Source organism: Brenneria rubrifaciens (assembly GCF_005484945.1).
GTDB lineage: Bacteria > Pseudomonadota > Gammaproteobacteria > Enterobacterales > Enterobacteriaceae > Brenneria > Brenneria rubrifaciens.
In genome coordinates this window covers 2,341,114-2,356,652 of record NZ_CP034035.1, presented here as the reverse complement: position 1 = coordinate 2,356,652, position 15,539 = coordinate 2,341,114, and the positions used below count along the sequence as shown (strand labels likewise).

Below are 15,539 nucleotides of genomic sequence, written 5' to 3'. Positions count from 1 at the left end.
AGCGTTATGGAGGTGGCGATGAGATATCTGGAAGCCCGGGGTAGGTCCCCAGGCACTAACATGGGATTAGAGTCAGGCAATTTTATATTGTTTTGCATATACGTACGGTGGAACAAAGCCTTCACTGTTTATTTCAATAAAATCCGACCACCACTGCATCATCGCTTTGCGGACTTCAAGATGTGCGGCTTTGTGGATATAGGCCGCCCGCACGCTGTTGCGCTCCTGGTGGCTCATCTGGCGTTCGACAGCATCTTGCGACCAACGCTCTGACTCCATTAATGCGCTACACGCCATTGCGCGGAATCCGTGACCGCAGACATCCTTTTTGGTGTCATAGCCCATTAGTCGCAATGCTTTGTTGACTGTGTTTTCGCACATGGGTTTATACGGGTTATGGTCGCCGGGAAACACCAGTTCCAGATGGCCTGAAATCGCTTGAATCTGCTTCAGTATATCGATGGCTTGCCTGGACAGCGGCACGATATGCGGCGTACGCATTTTCGCGCCACGCCCGGAGTAGCGGACGCCGGCAATAGCGTCGCGGGTAGCGGGAATGGTCCAGATTCTGTTTTTGAAATCAATTTCACTCCACCTTGCGAAACGCAGTTCGCTGGAACGGATAAACAGGTGCAGGGTGAGCAGTACCGCCAGCCGGGTTAACTCCCGGCCTTGCCGATAGCCTTCAATGCGTTCCAGCAATTCCGGCAGACACTCCAGCGGCAGGGCCGGATAATGGCGCCTGACCGGCGGAGCCGTTACGCCGACCAGATTCAGCGCCGGATTATTTTCCACCCATCCTTGTTGAACTGCGTAACGCATAATATTGCACAGGTGCTGTCGGGTACGGGACGCCACCTCCAGCAGGCCTTTTTCTTCGATACCTTTCAGCAGGACGGTGAAGTGCCGGGTTTTGAGTTCCGTTATCGGCTGATGACCCATCGCCGGGAAAACGTGATTGTTCAGGCTGGCAAGCAGGCGGGCGGCATGGTTCTCCGACCATGTTTTATTGCTTTTATGCCAGCCCAGCGCCACGGTCTTGAAATGCTTAACCGGTGAACGCGCCGCCTGCTCAGCGGCACGCTGTTGCGCCGGGTTGATATTCTGCGCCAGCATCTTGCGGATGCCATCGCGTTGTTGCCGGGCGTCGGTCAGCGATACATTAGGATAAGCGCCTAAACTGAGGCGGGACTCTTTGCCGTCGATACGATATTTGAGATACCAGAGACGTGAACCGCCTGGATTGATTAAAAGGTACAGGCCGTGAGAATCGGAAACTTTGAAGGGTTTAGCGGATGATTTTAAGTTGCGGATTTTTGAGTCGTTAAGAGACATTTGGGGGTCACTCCGTCATCGAACCAACTTGACCCCAAATCTGACCACCATTTTTTCCCGATGCGGAGGGAAAACTAGAAACGCATCGGGAAGGATTTTCACGCTAACCTGTTGAATCAATGTACAAATAGGGATTCGCAAGGATGCATGAAAACAGGAAAATGGCTCCTCTGACTGGACTCGAACCAGTGACATACGGATTAACAGTCCGCCGTTCTACCGACTGAACTACAGAGGAATCGTGTGAACGGGGCGCATAATATCCGGCACCCGCTATGCTGTCAACGGCAAAATCGGCGTTATCATCTGACTGTTTAGGCTGTGTACAATTCTGTCTTTATTCCGGTCAGTAGATAATTGGTGGATTGTAGTGAGTACTGTTTTGCCAGGTTTTGAGACGGCTCAGCGGATCTTGACGGTAGAAACCCTGAAAACAGTGATACAGCGCCGGGAATCGATCAGACAAGAGTTCCGGGGCGCTAAAGAAATACTCGGAAAGGACTGCGAAACACTCGACGGGATCTTGAGCGGCATAGGGATCCATGCTGGCGGCATCCTCGCCCACTAAATCAATTTCTTCCTGTAATGTATCCATCGCGGCATGTAAATGTTGCTCCCAGGCGGCGACGTCACGCAAGGCAATCGGTGGGACACCCGTAGCAGCGCCACCGCCTCGGATATCCAGCTTATGGGCGACTTCGTGAATGACGAGGTTGAAACCAGACAGGTCGAACGAATCCTGCACCTCCTGCCAGTTAAGGATTATCGGCCCCTGATCCCAGCTCTGTCCCGACTGAACGATTTTACCTGTGTGTACCAGCCCGATATCATCTTGCCATTCATCATCAACAATGAACGGACCGGGATAAACCAGGACTTCATGGAAACCATCAAGACACTCAATACCCAGCTCCAGCACAGGCAGGGAAAACAGTAATGCAATGCGTTGCTGCATGATTTCCGTTAATGCCAGCCCTTGCAGCGGTATCAGACGCTTTAGCTTAAGGAACTGATCGGCAATGGATGTCAGACACTGCCGTTCGGCAGCGTTTAACGGGGCCAGCAGAGGGATGGATATTGCCGCCTGCCAGCGTTCAAGCGTTTCCGTTTGAGATATATTCGTTTTCCACGGCCACTTAATCATCGCTGTTGCTCGCTAAGTCATCACTTGAATTTAAAGGCGAGGGCTAATGCTGTTAAAATGCCGCAAAAGCGGGCATCATAGCAACCGCTTAAACGGAGAGATGCCGGAGCGGCTGAACGGGACGGTCTCGAAAACCGTTAAGGGAGCAATCCCTTCGAGGGTTCAAATCCCTCTCTCTCCGCCACTATTCAAGCAGTTATCGTCATTCCATTCTGTGATAAAAATCCCGGTGAGAAAATCATCTGTAAAACGGTTTTTCGTTTATCTCTTCCTGACGTATATCGCCGATCTCCCCCTTTGATGCTGACAAATCATATCGCCTGTACTAATGTCATAAGTCCTCATCACGTTACGGAGATTGATATGGGTTTTTGGCGAGTCGTATTTACCATTCTTTTACCCCCTTTGGGTGTGTTGCTGGGGAAGGGGGTGGGGGGCGCATTTATCCTGAATATTCTTCTCACTCTATTGGGGTATTTCCCCGGACTGATCCACGCCTTCTGGGTTCAGACCAAAACGGACAGCATTTAGTGATATCCGCATACTGGGCGAAGAGGCGCGCCGCATCGGATGTCTTACACCTGGAATAATGACTAGCGGGTGTCGCCGGCGGCGATGCCCGTTACTTTAAATACACAATCCCACCTTTGTATTGCGTCCGTTAATCCAATGTATTAAAAAAATATTCTGTTTTGGATATATCTGAAGCAGATAAAGTCAGCGCGCTTTTATTCACCTCCACATTCAGAGGCTGTTCATGTCGAATACCCCATTTTCTTGTTTGCCAAAACCGCCTTAATTTGCGGTTATTTTTTCATCTCAGCGCACAGAGGGTGATAATGGATATGATGCCATGTCGATCCGGATGGTGGAATTGGCTATGCAGCAACCCGGTTATCTGGGGGCGGAAAGCGCGCGCGATAGTCAGGGGTTTAGCATAACCGTTTCTTACTGGGATTCGCTTGAAGCCATCAAACGCTGGAAAAACCACGCAGAGCATCGTATTGCGCAGGAATTTGGTATTGCCGAGTGGTACAAACACTATGAATTGCGTATTTCTGAAGTGCAATATGCCTATGGCAAACGGAATAGGGAATGAGTCAGGCGGCGATGAAATCCTCGAAGGCGAGATAAGTCGGCCATTTGTCCGTGTTTAACCCCTATTCGGATTTGACGACCCGATTGCGGCCCTGCTGTTTCGCCTGATAAAGCGCAATATCCGCACGGTTAATCAACATGTCCAATGTTTCACTCTTTTGATATTCCGCGACGCCACAACTGATGGTGACCTGAACGGTGTCGTCTACGGATCTGATTTGCGCCGATTCAATCGTCTTGCGCAGCGTGTCGGCTCGCAGCACTGCGTTATCGAGATTACAATCATCCAGCAACACCACGAACTCTTCTCCTCCCCAGCGGCAGGCTTGATCGCTGTATCTGACGGTTTGCTGTAGCAAGCTGGCAATCTGTGCCAGAACCTCATCGCCGACGCCATGACCATAGTGGTCGTTTATCTGTTTGAAGTGGTCGAGATCAAGCAGCACAAGGGCGATGGGGCGCTGTTGAGCAATACGTTTGGACAATAATTGTGTGAAATAATAGTCAAAAGCTTGCCGATTCATAAGGCCGGTCAATTTATCGGTGGTTGCCATCTGCTCCAAACGGCGTTGGTAGCCGCCGATGGTCAGCCACAACACAAATAAGAACAGCAGGCTAACGCTAATACTGACGCCGAGATTTTTCATCAGCGTGTTGAAGAGCCGCTTCTCGCTGGGATGATTGCTTTGCTCTACCATCAGATACCAACCAAACTCAGGCAGAAAGCGCGTGTTAAGGAAAATCTGTTTGCCGTTTAACTGATACTCGTATGCCCCGCCGGGGACCGTCAAAATAGCGGTAGCCAGCGGGGACAGTCCGGGTTGTTCCTGAATTTTCAAAGGGCGGTCGTAGGTGTTTCCGTGTAATGCCACGTTGCCGGTTTTATCAATAAAATAGATGTTGCGGTTATAGCGCTGCTCGTATTTTTCAATCAAGAGTTTTACCCGTTCAACGGGAATACCCACGCCCGTGACGCCGATGAAATTACCGCGGTAGTCCATCACCCGGTGGCTGATGAAAATATCCATACGAGTGCGATTTTCAGGATCGACTAAAATATCAATGGCATAGGGCATTTCATCCGATAACGTCCTGGCCTGAAAGTACCACCGATCGTCGGGAGATTGCTCAGAAACGGTTTTCAGGATACGTTGCGGATCGTAATAATGTTTTGTTTGATCCGAAATGAAAAAGGTGGATATGGTGTTGAAGCGATCATCGATTTCTTTCAAATAACGGATCATCGCCTGTGGATCGGTTTCGTTATTGATAACCCAGTCGCGTAAAAATGTGTCATGCGCCATCAGTGAGGAGATAAAAATGGGTTTCAGCAGGTCTTGCTGGATCTCGGAGTAAACATTGTCGCTGGTCAAGGGCAGGGTGTTTTCTTTTATTTCTTCTTCCAGCGATTCTATGGCGACTTCATAGCTTGTCCAGCTAATAATTAGAAAAGCGGTGAAGAGCATAGCGGTAAACAGGACGATTGCCCGGGGCTTATTCAACCAGCGTGAGTTTATCATCAATCCAATTTGCAAGATATCATCCTCAATGTTGGAACCAAATGTTAACATAGGTAAAGTCTATCCTGCACTTAACGGATACCGTTGCATGTCTTATTGAAGTTAAGCAGCCGCCCTAAAAAACATCAATGCAGTGATGCACAAAGAAAGGCCAACGAAAGCAGACCGGGGGAATTTTTTTAATGTAATTTTTTGTATTTAATTGTGGGCTTGTTAAAGCCGCCTTGTGAAGTTTATTGTGTCTATGCTTAGATTCAATTCGATTGTTCTGAACGGATTAAGTTGATAAACGATGGCGAACTACGATTCAGAGAATAGGAAAGCATGCCCAACGGCGCTGCTATTTATAAATAAAAAAGCACGTAATGGCGAATCATCCGCGCACGTTGTGAAACAACTATTACAGGCTAGGAATATCAATATTATCGAACCGGATGAAAAAGAGACGGGAACCTGTAGCGACATTATTCGCTGTTATGCCAGGCAAATTGATTTCGTGATTATTGGCGGGGGAGATGGCACGCTGAATGCGGCGGCGCCGGGGCTGGTGGAGACGGGACTGGCGCTCGGTGTTCTCCCGCTGGGAACGGCAAATGATTTTGCCCGTACGCTGGGTATTCCAAAGGATATCAGGCAGGCGGTGGAGATCATTGCCGAGGGTCATTTACGCACTATCGACCTGGGTGATGTGAATGGACATCTGTTCTTTAATGTTTCCAGCATCGGTTTCTCCGCGGCATTGGCGCGCAACCTGTCGGCTGAGTCCAAAAAGCGTTGGGGGACATTAGGTTATGCGCTGGCTGCGTTTAAATTGCTGAAACAAAGCCGTCCGTTTCGGGCAGAAATCGAACACGATGGCGTGAAGGAACGCGTTCGCACGGTGCAAGTTTCCGTCGGGAATGGACGCTTTTACGGCGGTGGGATGGCGATACAGCATAACGCCGCGCCGGATGATGGCCGCCTCGATATCTATAGCCTTGAAGTGTCTCACTGGTGGGAGATGATTGCGCTTATTCCTTTTATTCGTCGGGGAACGCATGGCCGCTGGCGCAATGTCCGCTCTTTTTCCGGCAAACATTTATCGCTGCATACGTCAAAACCCCATGATATTAATGCGGATGGCGAGTTAATTGGTAAAACTCCAGCGGTGTTCAATATTCGGGAAAAAGCGATTCGGGTGTTCGCCCCGAAACCGAATTAATGAGCACCGCGTTATTGGGATGCAATAATCCGTTTCAATCGTGACGAAAAGGGTAAATGCCGGTATTAAAAAAGGGACGACCGCATGAATGCGTTGTCCCTTTTTTTATTAACGTTTGTATCGAAAGTTACTTAAAGATACGAAAGCGTTCTTCATCCGCGATATAGGTTTTTTCACCTGCGGGTTGTTCGATAGCGCCAAAAGGCAACTCGGCGCGCAGTTGCCAACTGGCCGGTAGCCGCCATTGTTTTTTCACATCGTCATCAATCAGCGGATTGTAGTGCTGGAGCGAGGCGCCAATCTTTTCCTGCGCCAGTGTGGACCACACGGCGAACTGGGCAATGCCGGTGGAGTGCTCAGACCAGATAGGGAAGTTATCCGCATAAAGGGCAAACTTCTGTTGTAGATCTTCAATGACTTTCGTGTCTTCAAAGAACAGTACGGTGCCTGCGCCCGCGGCGAATGACGCCAGCTTTTGTTCTGTGGAGGCAAAGGCATCTGCGGGCACGATTTGCTTTAACTGTTGTTTAACGATATCCCAGAGTTTTTCGTGCTGTTCACCGAACAGGATCACTACGCGGGAGCTTTGTGAGTTAAAGGATGAAGGGCTTTGCTTTACGGCTTCGGTAATCAGCGCGGTTACCGCATCCTCGGAGATGGGTAATTTATTCCCGATGGCATAGATGCTGCGGCGGGCTTTGATAGCTTGCAAAAAAGCATTACTCATGATCTGGTCCCCTCTACATGGTTGCTTATCTCTACACTGTGATACGGATATCTATGGCGTAGTAAGACGTGTTGTTTCAAACACTATTTCGCCATAACACTATTTTTCTATAACACCACCCAATCAATACAGCCATTTAAAATAATGGAATCGGGCGGCCTTCGTCATTCACGGCGACAAAATTGAACTGCCCGGAGATCACTTTGGTCCGGCCATCCGTATACATCTGTTCCAGAAAAACACTGACGTCAACGGTGAGGCTGGTTCTGCCGACCCGACTGACCTGCCCGATAAGTTCGATAATCGTGCCGGAAGGAATCGGTGTATTAAAGTTAATCTTTTCTGTGGAAACCGTCACCAGCGGTTTATGGCAAAAACGGGTCGCAGTGATGAAAGAGATCTCGTCCATCCACGACAACGCCGTGCCGCCGAACAGGGTGGAGTGATGATTGATATTGGTAGGAAAAACAACTTTGGCGACTTTGGTTACCGAGTTCTGGATTCTTTCGTCGATGGAAAGAAGCTGGTTCATAGTGAGTCTGGCCCGCTTAAGAAGCAAATGAATATTACATCATAAATAGAGCCAGGATCATAACAAGATAGCGGACGCGGCAGAGCGTCACCCTGTCTATCGGCATCGTTGGAAATCGCTATGTCTGGTCATCTGCCGCATACCTCACAGTCCGGATTTTTCGGCAGCTTGGTTTCGCGGAATTGCAGCGTCATGGCATCGAATAGCAGTAAACGGCCCGTGGCGACGCGACCATAACCGGTTAGCAGCTTGATCGCTTCCATCGCTTGCAGACTGCCGATAGTCCCCACCAGCGGCGCCATCACGCCCGCTTCCGCGCAGGTCGGCGCGTTGTCGCCAAAAAATCGGCTAAGGCAGCGGTAACAAGGCTCCTCAGGGCGATAGGTAAACACGCTGATCTGTCCTTCCATGCGAATCGCCGCGCCGGAAATCAGGGGTCTTTTAAGCTGAAAACCCAACTGATTCAACCTGTCGCGGATAGCCACATTATCGGTGCAGTCCAGCACGGCATCGTGCTTTTCCATCAGCGCGCCCAGCGCTTCATCATTCAGACTGGCGTTGACCGCATCCAGCGACAGATGCGGGTTGATTTCAGCCAGTGCGATCTGCGCCGATTCGACTTTCGCCATGCCGATACGTTGGTCGCGGTGTAATATCTGGCGTTGCAGGTTGGACAGTGAAACGGTATCAAAATCCAGCAGCGTCAGATGGCCAACACCCGCCGCCGCCAAATATTGCGACGCCGTACAGCCCAGCCCGCCAAGCCCGACAATCAGCAAGCGGGCGGCTTTCAGCTTCTCCTGTCCGTCAAAGTCAAAACCGCGCAGCACAATCTGACGATTGTAACGCAGCGTCTCGGCATCACTGAGTTCAGGCAGCATTTTTAATATCCCAGGAGAGAATTGAACGGTTCTATTTCGACCCATTCACCGGCGCTGACAGGGCCTCGTTCGGCCTCCAGCACGATAAAGCAGTTCGCGAGGCTAAAGGAACTGAAGACATGCGAGCCCTGATGTCCGGTCGTGCTGACCTCCAAATCGCCCTGCGCGTTACGGCTGAAGACGCCGCGCTGAAAATCAGTGCGACCGGGCGTCTTTTTCAGGGCGCGGGTGGTTTTTACCCGGATACGGGCTGGCAAATGCCACGCCGTGTGCCCGCCTAAACGGGCCAGCAGCGGCTGAACCAACTGGTAAAAAGTAAGAACCGCGGAAACCGGATTCCCAGGCAGGCCGCAGAACCAGGCCTGCTTTAACTTGCCGAAGGCGAACGGCTTGCCGGGTTTGATCGCCAGCTTCCAGAAATGGATATCGCCTGACTCTTTCAGTATCTGCCTAGTGTAATCCGCTTCGCCCACGGAAACGCCGCCGCTGCTGATAACCAAATCGGCGCTGTGGCCCGCGCGCTCAAAGGCGTCGCGCAGCGCGACCGGGTCATCAGCAATAATGCCCAGATCGTTGATCTCGCAGCCGAACTGTTCCAGCATCAGGCGCACGGCGAAGCGGTTGGTGTCATAAATCTGTCCGGCCTGAAGGGGGGCGCCGACAGGCTGAAGCTCATCGCCGGTGGAAAAGATGGCCACTTTCAAACGGCGGTATACGTTAACCCGGACGATCCCCAACGAAGCCAGCAGCGGCAATTCCGCGACGCTCAGTTTTCTCCCGGCGGGCAGGACGGTCGCGCCTGCGCGGATATCTTCGCCGGGCAGACGGACATTCTGTCCGGGTTTGACGTCATGGGTAAAACGCACGCCTGCGTCGCTGACTTCCGCCTGTTCCTGCATGATAACGGCGTCAGCGCCCTCAGGGATCGGTGCGCCGGTCATGATGCGAATACAGGTGCCGACAGGCCATTCGCCATTGAACGGCGTCCCTGCTAAGGATTTGCCCGCTACCGGCAGCGGCGTCGGGGCTGCGAGGTCCGCACCGCGAATGGCATAACCGTCCATAGCGGAATTAGCAAAAGAGGGGACGTTGATGGGGGAGGTTATCGCGCTGGCGCTAATCCGGCCGGCGGCGTCATGCAGAGGAACATTTTCCGTTTCCGGTATCGCTGATACCTGTGAAAACATTTTTTCCAACGCCTGTTCGAGAGTTAATAAGCCTAAGGTAACGCTTTCCATTTGCACTCCATGATTGGTTTCGCGGGGGAAAGTCTGCGGGCGAAAATAAGGATCGTATGCCAATATTATGTCAGAGAACGCCTTTACGGAGAATGTCGGCGAGTCAAGGAATCGGGTGTTTGTGCGTCAGGCGATGATGCTAAATGGACGTTCATTAAGCGCAGGCGCCGATAGATTGTTTTTTTGCTTTTATTAACTTAATGTTATAAAAGAATTTTTATCAAAGCCTTGATCAAATTTCCGCTTTACAACATACCTCGCGCTAAATATAGTCAAAAAGCGAGTGTGGTGGCGACGTGGCTTTGGGCCACCGCCGGTAAAGGGATGACTGCGATAAACAATTCGCGCCACAGTCTGAATACGTTAATCATTCGTTCCTGATGGAACAGCCGTAAGCGCGGCTCCCTGTAAATATGGAGATTCACAGTTAATGGCTTTAACACGGTACCGTTCTGTATCGCCGCTTATCTCTTCACCCAATCTTTCCCTGCCTGACCAACGGATATTGGCAGTTCGCAATCTGAGCGTTTATTTTGAGCAGCAGGGGCAGCGAACGGATGCGGTACGCGATTTAACCTTTTCGGTGGATCGAGGGGAGACGTTGGCTATTGTCGGCGAGTCCGGATCGGGGAAGTCGGTGACGTCACTGGCGTTGATGCGATTGATTGAGCAGGCAGGTGGGGTGATTCAGCAGGGGGATATGCTGTTTCGCCAACGTAACGGGCTGGTGCTGGATTTGCGGCTAACCCGTCAGGGGCTAATGCGTAAATTGCGCGGCGCCGATCTCGGCATGATCTTTCAGGAACCGATGACCTCGCTGAATCCGGTCTTTCCGGTCGGTGAGCAGATTGCCGAATCCATTCGTTTGCATCAGGGGATGGAACGTCGTGCCGCGCGGCGTGAAGCCTTGCACATGCTGGATTTGGTACGGATTCCTGAAGCGCGTAACGTACTGAACCGTTATCCCCATCAGCTTTCCGGCGGGATGCGTCAACGGGTAATGATTGCCATAGCGCTTTCCTGCAAACCGTCGCTGCTGATTGCCGACGAGCCGACCACGGCGCTGGATGTCACCATTCAGGCACAAATTTTGCAACTTATACGTGTATTGCAACGTGAAATGAACATGGCTGTCATCTTCATCACCCACGACATGGGCGTAGTAGCCGAAGTTGCTGACCGGGTGATGGTGATGTGTCGCGGAGAAAGCGTGGAGGCCGGAAGCGTTAATCAGATTTTCAATGCGCCGTCGCATGCATACACGCAAGCGCTGCTTGCGGCGGTGCCGACCCTGGGATCGATGCGAGGTCATGCGTTTCCGGCAAAATTCCCGCTGCTGAATCAGGAAACACAGCAGATCGCCGATAGTTCGCCGCAGGATACCATTCCCGCGAAGGCCACGCCCATTCTCCAGGTGAAGAATCTGGTCACGCGGTTTCCGGTGCGCAGCGGCGTGTTTAACCGGGTGACGCGTCAGGTGCACGCCGTCGAAAACGTGAGCTTTGATCTCTATCCGGGCGAAACGCTGTCGTTGGTCGGCGAGTCGGGATGCGGCAAGTCCACTACCGGCCGCACCTTGCTGAAACTGGTGGAAAGCCAGAACGGAACGATTGTTTTTGACGGTCGGCAGATTGATCGACTGCACGGTTCGGTGCTACAGCATTTGCGCCGGGACATCCAGTTTATTTTTCAGGACCCCTACGCTTCGCTTGATCCGCGTCTGACCGTCGGGTTTTCCATTATGGAACCACTGTTGATTCACGGGGTTGGGAACCGGCAGGCGGCTGAACGGCGCGTTGAATGGCTACTGGCGCGGGTCGGGTTGCAACCCGAGCATGCCCGCCGTTATCCGCATGAGTTTTCCGGCGGACAGCGTCAGCGTATCTGCATCGCCAGAGCGTTGGCCCTGAATCCCAAAGTGGTGATTGCGGATGAAGCGGTTTCCGCGTTGGATGTTTCCATTCAGGCGCAAATTATCAATTTGATGCTGGATCTACAGCGCGAATTCGGCATCGCTTTTTTATTCATTTCGCATGATATGGCGGTGGTGGAACGGATTAGCCATCGAGTTGCCGTGATGTACATGGGACAGATTGTGGAAATCGGCCCGCGCAGCGCGGTGTTCGAGAATCCCCGCCATCCTTATACCCGCAAGCTGATGGCGGCGGTGCCGATTGCCGATCCTGCGCGACGTCATCGTGAACGTGTTTTACTGGTTGATGAAATACCGAGCCCGATTCGGGCAATAGGCGATGAACCTATCACTGCGCCTCTGGTTCAGGTTGGTGAACGACATTTTGTCGCGCATCACCCGATTGCCGGCGCTTACTGACGGGACTGACAAGGAGAAGGTAACACAATGAATATGATAATTTTAAAGCGTAACTGGTTAGTCGCCGCGGGTGTTGCGGCGACAATGGCGACGGCGCCCGTCTGGGCGGCGAAAGATGCGGTGATCGCGGTGGCTTCCAACTTTACCAGTCTCGATCCTTACGATGCCAACGACTCGTTGTCACAGACTGTCGCTAAGTCGTTCTATCAGGGATTGTTTGGTTTTGACAAGGATATGAAACTGGTCAATGTGCTGGCTGAGAGCTATAAAACCAGCCCCGATGGGCTGGTTTATACCGTCAAACTGCATCCGGGCGTGAAGTTTCATGATGGTACGGATTTCAACGCTGAAGCGGTCAAAGTCAATCTGGATCGCGCCAGCAACTCGGAAAACCGACTGAAACGCTACAACTTGTTCAAGATGATTGACAAGACTGAAGTGATTGACGCGCAGACGGTGAAAATCACGCTGAAGTCGCCCTTCTCGGCATTTATAAATAATCTGGCGCATCCGGCGGCCGTGATGATCTCGCCGGCGGCCTTAAAACAGTATGGTAAACAGATCGGCTTCCACCCGGTGGGAACCGGACCATACCGCTTTGTCACCTGGAACCAGACGGATTACGTCAAAGCCGAGAAGTTTACCGGTTATTGGAAAGCGGGCCTGCCGAAGCTCGATAGCATCACCTGGCGCCCGGTCGTAGATAACAACACCCGCGCCGCGCTGCTGCAAACCGGCGAAGCGCACTTTGCCTATCCGATTCCGTTTGAGCAGGCCAAAGTGCTGGAAAAGAATGACCAGTTGGCGCTGGTGTCATCCCCTTCGATTCTGCACCGTTATATCAGCCTTAATGTGACGCAGAAGCCGTTTGATAATCTCAAGGTGCGTCAGGCCATTAACTACGCCATCAACAAAGACGCGCTGATCAAAGTGGCCTTCTCCGGCTATGCCACACCCGCGGAAGGGCCGTTGCCGCCCAGCATTGATTATGCGGTGAAGTATCAGCCCTGGCCCTATGATCCGGCGAAAGCCCGCGAGCTATTGAAAGAGGCGGGGTATCCGAATGGTTTCACCACCACGCTGTGGTCATCGCATAACCACAGCACGGCACAGAAAGTGTTGCAGTTTACCCAGCAACAGCTGGCGCAGGTAGGCATTAAGGTGGAAGTCACTGCAATGGATGCTGGCCAGCGTGCGGCGGAAGTTGAAGGCAAAGGCGTGAAGGAGACCGGGGTGCGCATGTTCTACACCGGCTGGTCCGCGTCAACCGGAGAAGCGGACTGGGCCTTGTCTCCGCTGTTCGCCACCTCGTCCTGGCCGCCTGCGCTGTTCAACACGGCTTTTTACAGCAATCCACAGGTTGATGCGGATTTGACGAACGCGCTGAAAACCACCGATCGGGCGGAAAAACAGAAACTGTACAAAGACGCACAGGATAAAATCTGGGCCGATGCGCCGTGGGTTTTCCTGGCAACGGAAAAGCTGGTTTCGGCCAACAGCAAAAAATTGACCGGTTTCTATGTGATGCCCGATACCGCGTTTAACTTTGACGATGCCGATCTGAAAAATTAAGCCGGTTTGATTCGCGTAATCAGGGAGACCGTGCGGTCTCCCTGTTCTTTAGTATTGATGGGGGATAGGGGTAGAAACCAATCCATGCTGAATTATTTTATTAAACGACTATTGGGTCTGATTCCCACGATGTTGATCGTCATGGTGCTGGTATTTCTGTTCGTCCACCTTCTACCGGGCGATCCGGCACGCCTGGCGGCCGGACGGGAAGCGGATGCGACGGTGGTTGAACTGGTCCGCCAGGATTTGGGGTTGGATAAGCCGCTGCCGGAACAATTCTGGCGCTTCTTCACGCGTAGTCTGCAAGGCGATTTTGGTCACTCGATGGTATCCAAAAGGCCGGTGGTGGAAGAGATTGCCACGCGCTTTATGCCGACGTTCTGGCTGACCGTCAGCAGTATGGTCTGGGCGGTGATTTTTGGCATGGCGATCGGTGTGATATCGGCGGTGTGGCGCAATGGCTGGCCGGACAGAATCGGCATGACGCTGGCGGTATCCGGGATATCGTTTCCCGCCTTTGCGCTTGGCATGCTGCTGATGCAGGTGTTTTCCGTTGAGCTGGGCTGGTTACCCACCGTCGGCGCGGACACCTGGCTGCACTATATTTTGCCTTCCATCACGCTGGGGGCGGCGGTGTCGGCGATCATGGCCCGCTTCACCCGCGCGTCTTTCGTCGAGGTGATGCGGGAAGACTATATGCGTACGGCGCGGGCAAAAGGAGTGCCTGAATTGATGGTGGTGATTAAGCACGGTTTGCGAAATGCGTTGATTCCGGTCGTGACCATGATGGGCCTGCAATTCGGCTTTCTGCTGGGCGGTTCGATTGTGGTCGAGAAAGTATTTAACTGGCCGGGACTGGGGCGGTTGTTGGTGGATGCGGTGGAGATGCGCGACTATCCGATCATTCAGGCGGAGGTGTTGCTGTTTTCATTGGAGTTTATCCTGATCAATTTGTTGGTCGATATGCTGTATGCCGCAATTAACCCGTCGATTCGTTATCAATGAGGAAAGGGAATGAAAAACTGGCGGCGTAACGCGGTGTTATCCACTCTGCCGACAATCGGGGAGAATCAAATTCGTACTCCGTGGCATGAATTCTGGCGACGCTTCCGTTGCCAGCATGTGGCTTTGCTGGCGGGTCTGTTCGTAGCTTTGCTGATCCTTGTTGCACTACTGGCGCCTTATCTGATCCCCTATGACGCCGAAAACTACTTTGATTACGATCGGCTGAATGAAGGGCCGTCCGCGACGCACTGGCTGGGGGTGGATTCGCTGGGGCGTGATATTTTCAGCCGAATTTTGCTGGGTGCACGAATTTCGCTGGCGGCGGGCATTTTTTCCGTCCTGATCGGGATGCTGATCGGTACGTCACTCGGGTTATTGGCGGGTTACTATGAAGGCTGGTGGGATCGGGCAATCATGCGCATTTGCGATGTATTGTTCGCTTTTCCCGGTATTTTGCTGGCGATTGCAGTGGTGGCGATTATGGGCAGCGGGATGGCGAATGTGATTTTCGCGGTAGCGATTTTCAGTATCCCGGCGTTTGCCCGATTGGTCAGAGGCAATACGCTGGTACTGAAACACCAGACTTACATTGAATCGGCGCGCAGTATCGGGGCGTCCGACTGGACGATTGTCTTCCGGCATATTCTTCCCGGCACGGTGTCGTCGATTGTGGTGTATTTCTCCATGCGCATCGGCATGTCGATTATCACTGCGGCCAGTTTGTCGTTTCTAGGGCTGGGCGCTCAGCCGCCAACGCCGGAATGGGGGGCGATGCTCAATGAAGCGCGTTCCGATATGGTGATTGCACCCCACGTGGCGATTTTTCCCAGCTTGGCGATTTTCCTGACGGTGCTGGCGTTTAATCTGCTGGGGGATGGCTTGCGTGATGCGCTTGATCCGAAGCTGAAAGGCTAGATGCAAAAAGCGCGGCCTAAAATCGGGCCGCGCTTTTTT

At 52.3% G+C, this 15,539-nt stretch carries 14 protein-coding genes and 2 tRNA genes; 8 read left to right on the top strand and 8 right to left on the bottom strand.

Going from position 1 to position 15,539, the window contains the following annotated elements:
• Positions 1–72: 72 nt before the first annotated feature.
• The 3 genes from EH207_RS10920 to mtfA all read right to left on the bottom strand — a co-directional run bounded on the left by EH207_RS10920 (position 73) and on the right by mtfA (position 2,479).
• The gene (locus EH207_RS10920; protein WP_137714031.1) at positions 73–1,335 is read right to left on the bottom strand and encodes a tyrosine-type recombinase/integrase; all 1,263 of its coding nucleotides are present in this window, start codon (positions 1,333–1,335) and stop codon (positions 73–75) included.
• Between the two features lie 162 nt (positions 1,336–1,497).
• A tRNA-Asn gene (locus tag EH207_RS10915) sits at positions 1,498–1,573 on the bottom strand.
• A gap of 108 nt (positions 1,574–1,681) precedes the next feature.
• Positions 1,682–2,479, bottom strand: a complete 798-nt coding sequence (gene mtfA, locus EH207_RS10910; protein WP_137714030.1) for a DgsA anti-repressor MtfA — start codon at positions 2,477–2,479, stop codon at positions 1,682–1,684.
• A 94-nt stretch (positions 2,480–2,573) separates the two neighbouring features.
• Between mtfA and EH207_RS10905 the strand changes: the two genes are divergently transcribed.
• From EH207_RS10905 to EH207_RS10895, 3 genes are all read left to right on the top strand, one after another.
• Positions 2,574–2,663 (top strand) — tRNA-Ser (locus EH207_RS10905).
• Positions 2,664–2,842: 179 nt separating this feature from the next.
• Positions 2,843–3,010, top strand: a complete 168-nt coding sequence (locus EH207_RS10900; RefSeq protein ID WP_137714029.1) for a YqaE/Pmp3 family membrane protein — start codon at positions 2,843–2,845, stop codon at positions 3,008–3,010.
• A 322-nt stretch (positions 3,011–3,332) separates the two neighbouring features.
• The gene (locus EH207_RS10895) at positions 3,333–3,578 is read left to right on the top strand and encodes an antibiotic biosynthesis monooxygenase family protein (protein ID WP_175413668.1); all 246 of its coding nucleotides are present in this window, start codon (positions 3,333–3,335) and stop codon (positions 3,576–3,578) included.
• Positions 3,579–3,639: 61 nt separating this feature from the next.
• On the opposite strand, the gene EH207_RS10890 is transcribed toward EH207_RS10895, so the two are convergent.
• A complete protein-coding gene (locus EH207_RS10890) occupies positions 3,640–5,148 on the bottom strand; it encodes a sensor domain-containing diguanylate cyclase (RefSeq protein ID WP_246048874.1) in 1,509 nt (502 codons plus the stop codon).
• Between the two features lie 241 nt (positions 5,149–5,389).
• On the opposite strand from EH207_RS10890, the gene EH207_RS10885 reads away from it, so the two are divergent.
• Positions 5,390–6,298: a lipid kinase gene (locus EH207_RS10885; RefSeq protein ID WP_137714028.1), complete on the top strand. Its 909-nt coding sequence runs from the start codon at positions 5,390–5,392 to the stop codon at positions 6,296–6,298.
• 127 nt (positions 6,299–6,425) lie between these two features.
• Here EH207_RS10885 and EH207_RS10880 read toward each other — a convergent pair whose 3' ends face one another.
• From EH207_RS10880 to moeA, 4 genes are all read right to left on the bottom strand, one after another.
• Positions 6,426–7,025: a nitroreductase family protein gene (locus EH207_RS10880; protein ID WP_137714027.1), complete on the bottom strand. Its 600-nt coding sequence runs from the start codon at positions 7,023–7,025 to the stop codon at positions 6,426–6,428.
• A 136-nt stretch (positions 7,026–7,161) separates the two neighbouring features.
• The gene (locus tag EH207_RS10875; protein WP_137714026.1) at positions 7,162–7,557 is read right to left on the bottom strand and encodes an acyl-CoA thioesterase; all 396 of its coding nucleotides are present in this window, start codon (positions 7,555–7,557) and stop codon (positions 7,162–7,164) included.
• A 128-nt stretch (positions 7,558–7,685) separates the two neighbouring features.
• Complete coding sequence (gene moeB / locus EH207_RS10870) at positions 7,686–8,438, bottom strand: molybdopterin-synthase adenylyltransferase MoeB (protein WP_137714025.1); 753 nt, start codon at positions 8,436–8,438, stop codon at positions 7,686–7,688.
• A 2-nt stretch (positions 8,439–8,440) separates the two neighbouring features.
• Positions 8,441–9,676 carry a molybdopterin molybdotransferase MoeA gene (moeA, locus tag EH207_RS10865; RefSeq protein WP_137714024.1) on the bottom strand — a complete coding sequence of 412 codons (1,236 nt, stop codon included), beginning with the start codon at positions 9,674–9,676 and terminating at the stop codon, positions 8,441–8,443.
• Positions 9,677–10,106: 430 nt separating this feature from the next.
• Here moeA and EH207_RS10860 point away from each other — a divergent pair, with 430 nt between their 5' ends.
• The 4 genes from EH207_RS10860 (at position 10,107) to gsiD (ending at position 15,500) form a co-directional block, all read left to right on the top strand.
• Positions 10,107–12,008, top strand: coding sequence for a dipeptide ABC transporter ATP-binding protein (locus tag EH207_RS10860; protein ID WP_137714023.1), 1,902 nt, complete (start codon positions 10,107–10,109; stop codon positions 12,006–12,008).
• A gap of 33 nt (positions 12,009–12,041) precedes the next feature.
• Positions 12,042–13,580 carry a glutathione ABC transporter substrate-binding protein GsiB gene (gene gsiB / locus EH207_RS10855; protein ID WP_377805050.1) on the top strand — a complete coding sequence of 513 codons (1,539 nt, stop codon included), beginning with the start codon at positions 12,042–12,044 and terminating at the stop codon, positions 13,578–13,580.
• Positions 13,581–13,664: 84 nt separating this feature from the next.
• Positions 13,665–14,585 (top strand): glutathione ABC transporter permease GsiC, encoded by a 921-nt coding sequence (gene gsiC, locus EH207_RS10850; RefSeq protein ID WP_137714021.1) that lies wholly within the window; start codon positions 13,665–13,667, stop codon positions 14,583–14,585.
• Between the two features lie 9 nt (positions 14,586–14,594).
• Positions 14,595–15,500, top strand: coding sequence for a glutathione ABC transporter permease GsiD (gene gsiD / locus EH207_RS10845; protein WP_137714020.1), 906 nt, complete (start codon positions 14,595–14,597; stop codon positions 15,498–15,500).
• The last annotated feature ends 39 nt before the right edge of the window (positions 15,501–15,539 follow it).

Excerpts from the sequence above, each read along its gene's own strand:
- EH207_RS10920 (WP_137714031.1), bottom strand. The coding sequence starts at position 1,335 with ATGTCTCTTAACGACTCAAAAATCCGCAACTTAAAATCATCCGCTAAA.
- mtfA (WP_137714030.1), bottom strand. The coding sequence starts at position 2,479 with ATGATTAAGTGGCCGTGGAAAACGAATATATCTCAAACGGAAACGCTT.
- EH207_RS10900 (WP_137714029.1), top strand. The coding sequence starts at position 2,843 with ATGGGTTTTTGGCGAGTCGTATTTACCATTCTTTTACCCCCTTTGGGT.
- EH207_RS10895 (WP_175413668.1), top strand. The coding sequence starts at position 3,333 with ATGTCGATCCGGATGGTGGAATTGGCTATGCAGCAACCCGGTTATCTG.
- EH207_RS10890 (WP_246048874.1), bottom strand. The coding sequence starts at position 5,148 with ATGTTAACATTTGGTTCCAACATTGAGGATGATATCTTGCAAATTGGA.
- EH207_RS10885 (WP_137714028.1), top strand. The coding sequence starts at position 5,390 with ATGGCGAACTACGATTCAGAGAATAGGAAAGCATGCCCAACGGCGCTG.
- EH207_RS10880 (WP_137714027.1), bottom strand. The coding sequence starts at position 7,025 with ATGAGTAATGCTTTTTTGCAAGCTATCAAAGCCCGCCGCAGCATCTAT.
- EH207_RS10875 (WP_137714026.1), bottom strand. The coding sequence starts at position 7,557 with ATGAACCAGCTTCTTTCCATCGACGAAAGAATCCAGAACTCGGTAACC.
- moeB (WP_137714025.1), bottom strand. The coding sequence starts at position 8,438 with ATGCTGCCTGAACTCAGTGATGCCGAGACGCTGCGTTACAATCGTCAG.
- moeA (WP_137714024.1), bottom strand. The coding sequence starts at position 9,676 with ATGGAAAGCGTTACCTTAGGCTTATTAACTCTCGAACAGGCGTTGGAA.
- EH207_RS10860 (WP_137714023.1), top strand. The coding sequence starts at position 10,107 with ATGGCTTTAACACGGTACCGTTCTGTATCGCCGCTTATCTCTTCACCC.
- gsiB (WP_377805050.1), top strand. The coding sequence starts at position 12,042 with ATGATAATTTTAAAGCGTAACTGGTTAGTCGCCGCGGGTGTTGCGGCG.
- gsiC (WP_137714021.1), top strand. The coding sequence starts at position 13,665 with ATGCTGAATTATTTTATTAAACGACTATTGGGTCTGATTCCCACGATG.
- gsiD (WP_137714020.1), top strand. The coding sequence starts at position 14,595 with ATGAAAAACTGGCGGCGTAACGCGGTGTTATCCACTCTGCCGACAATC.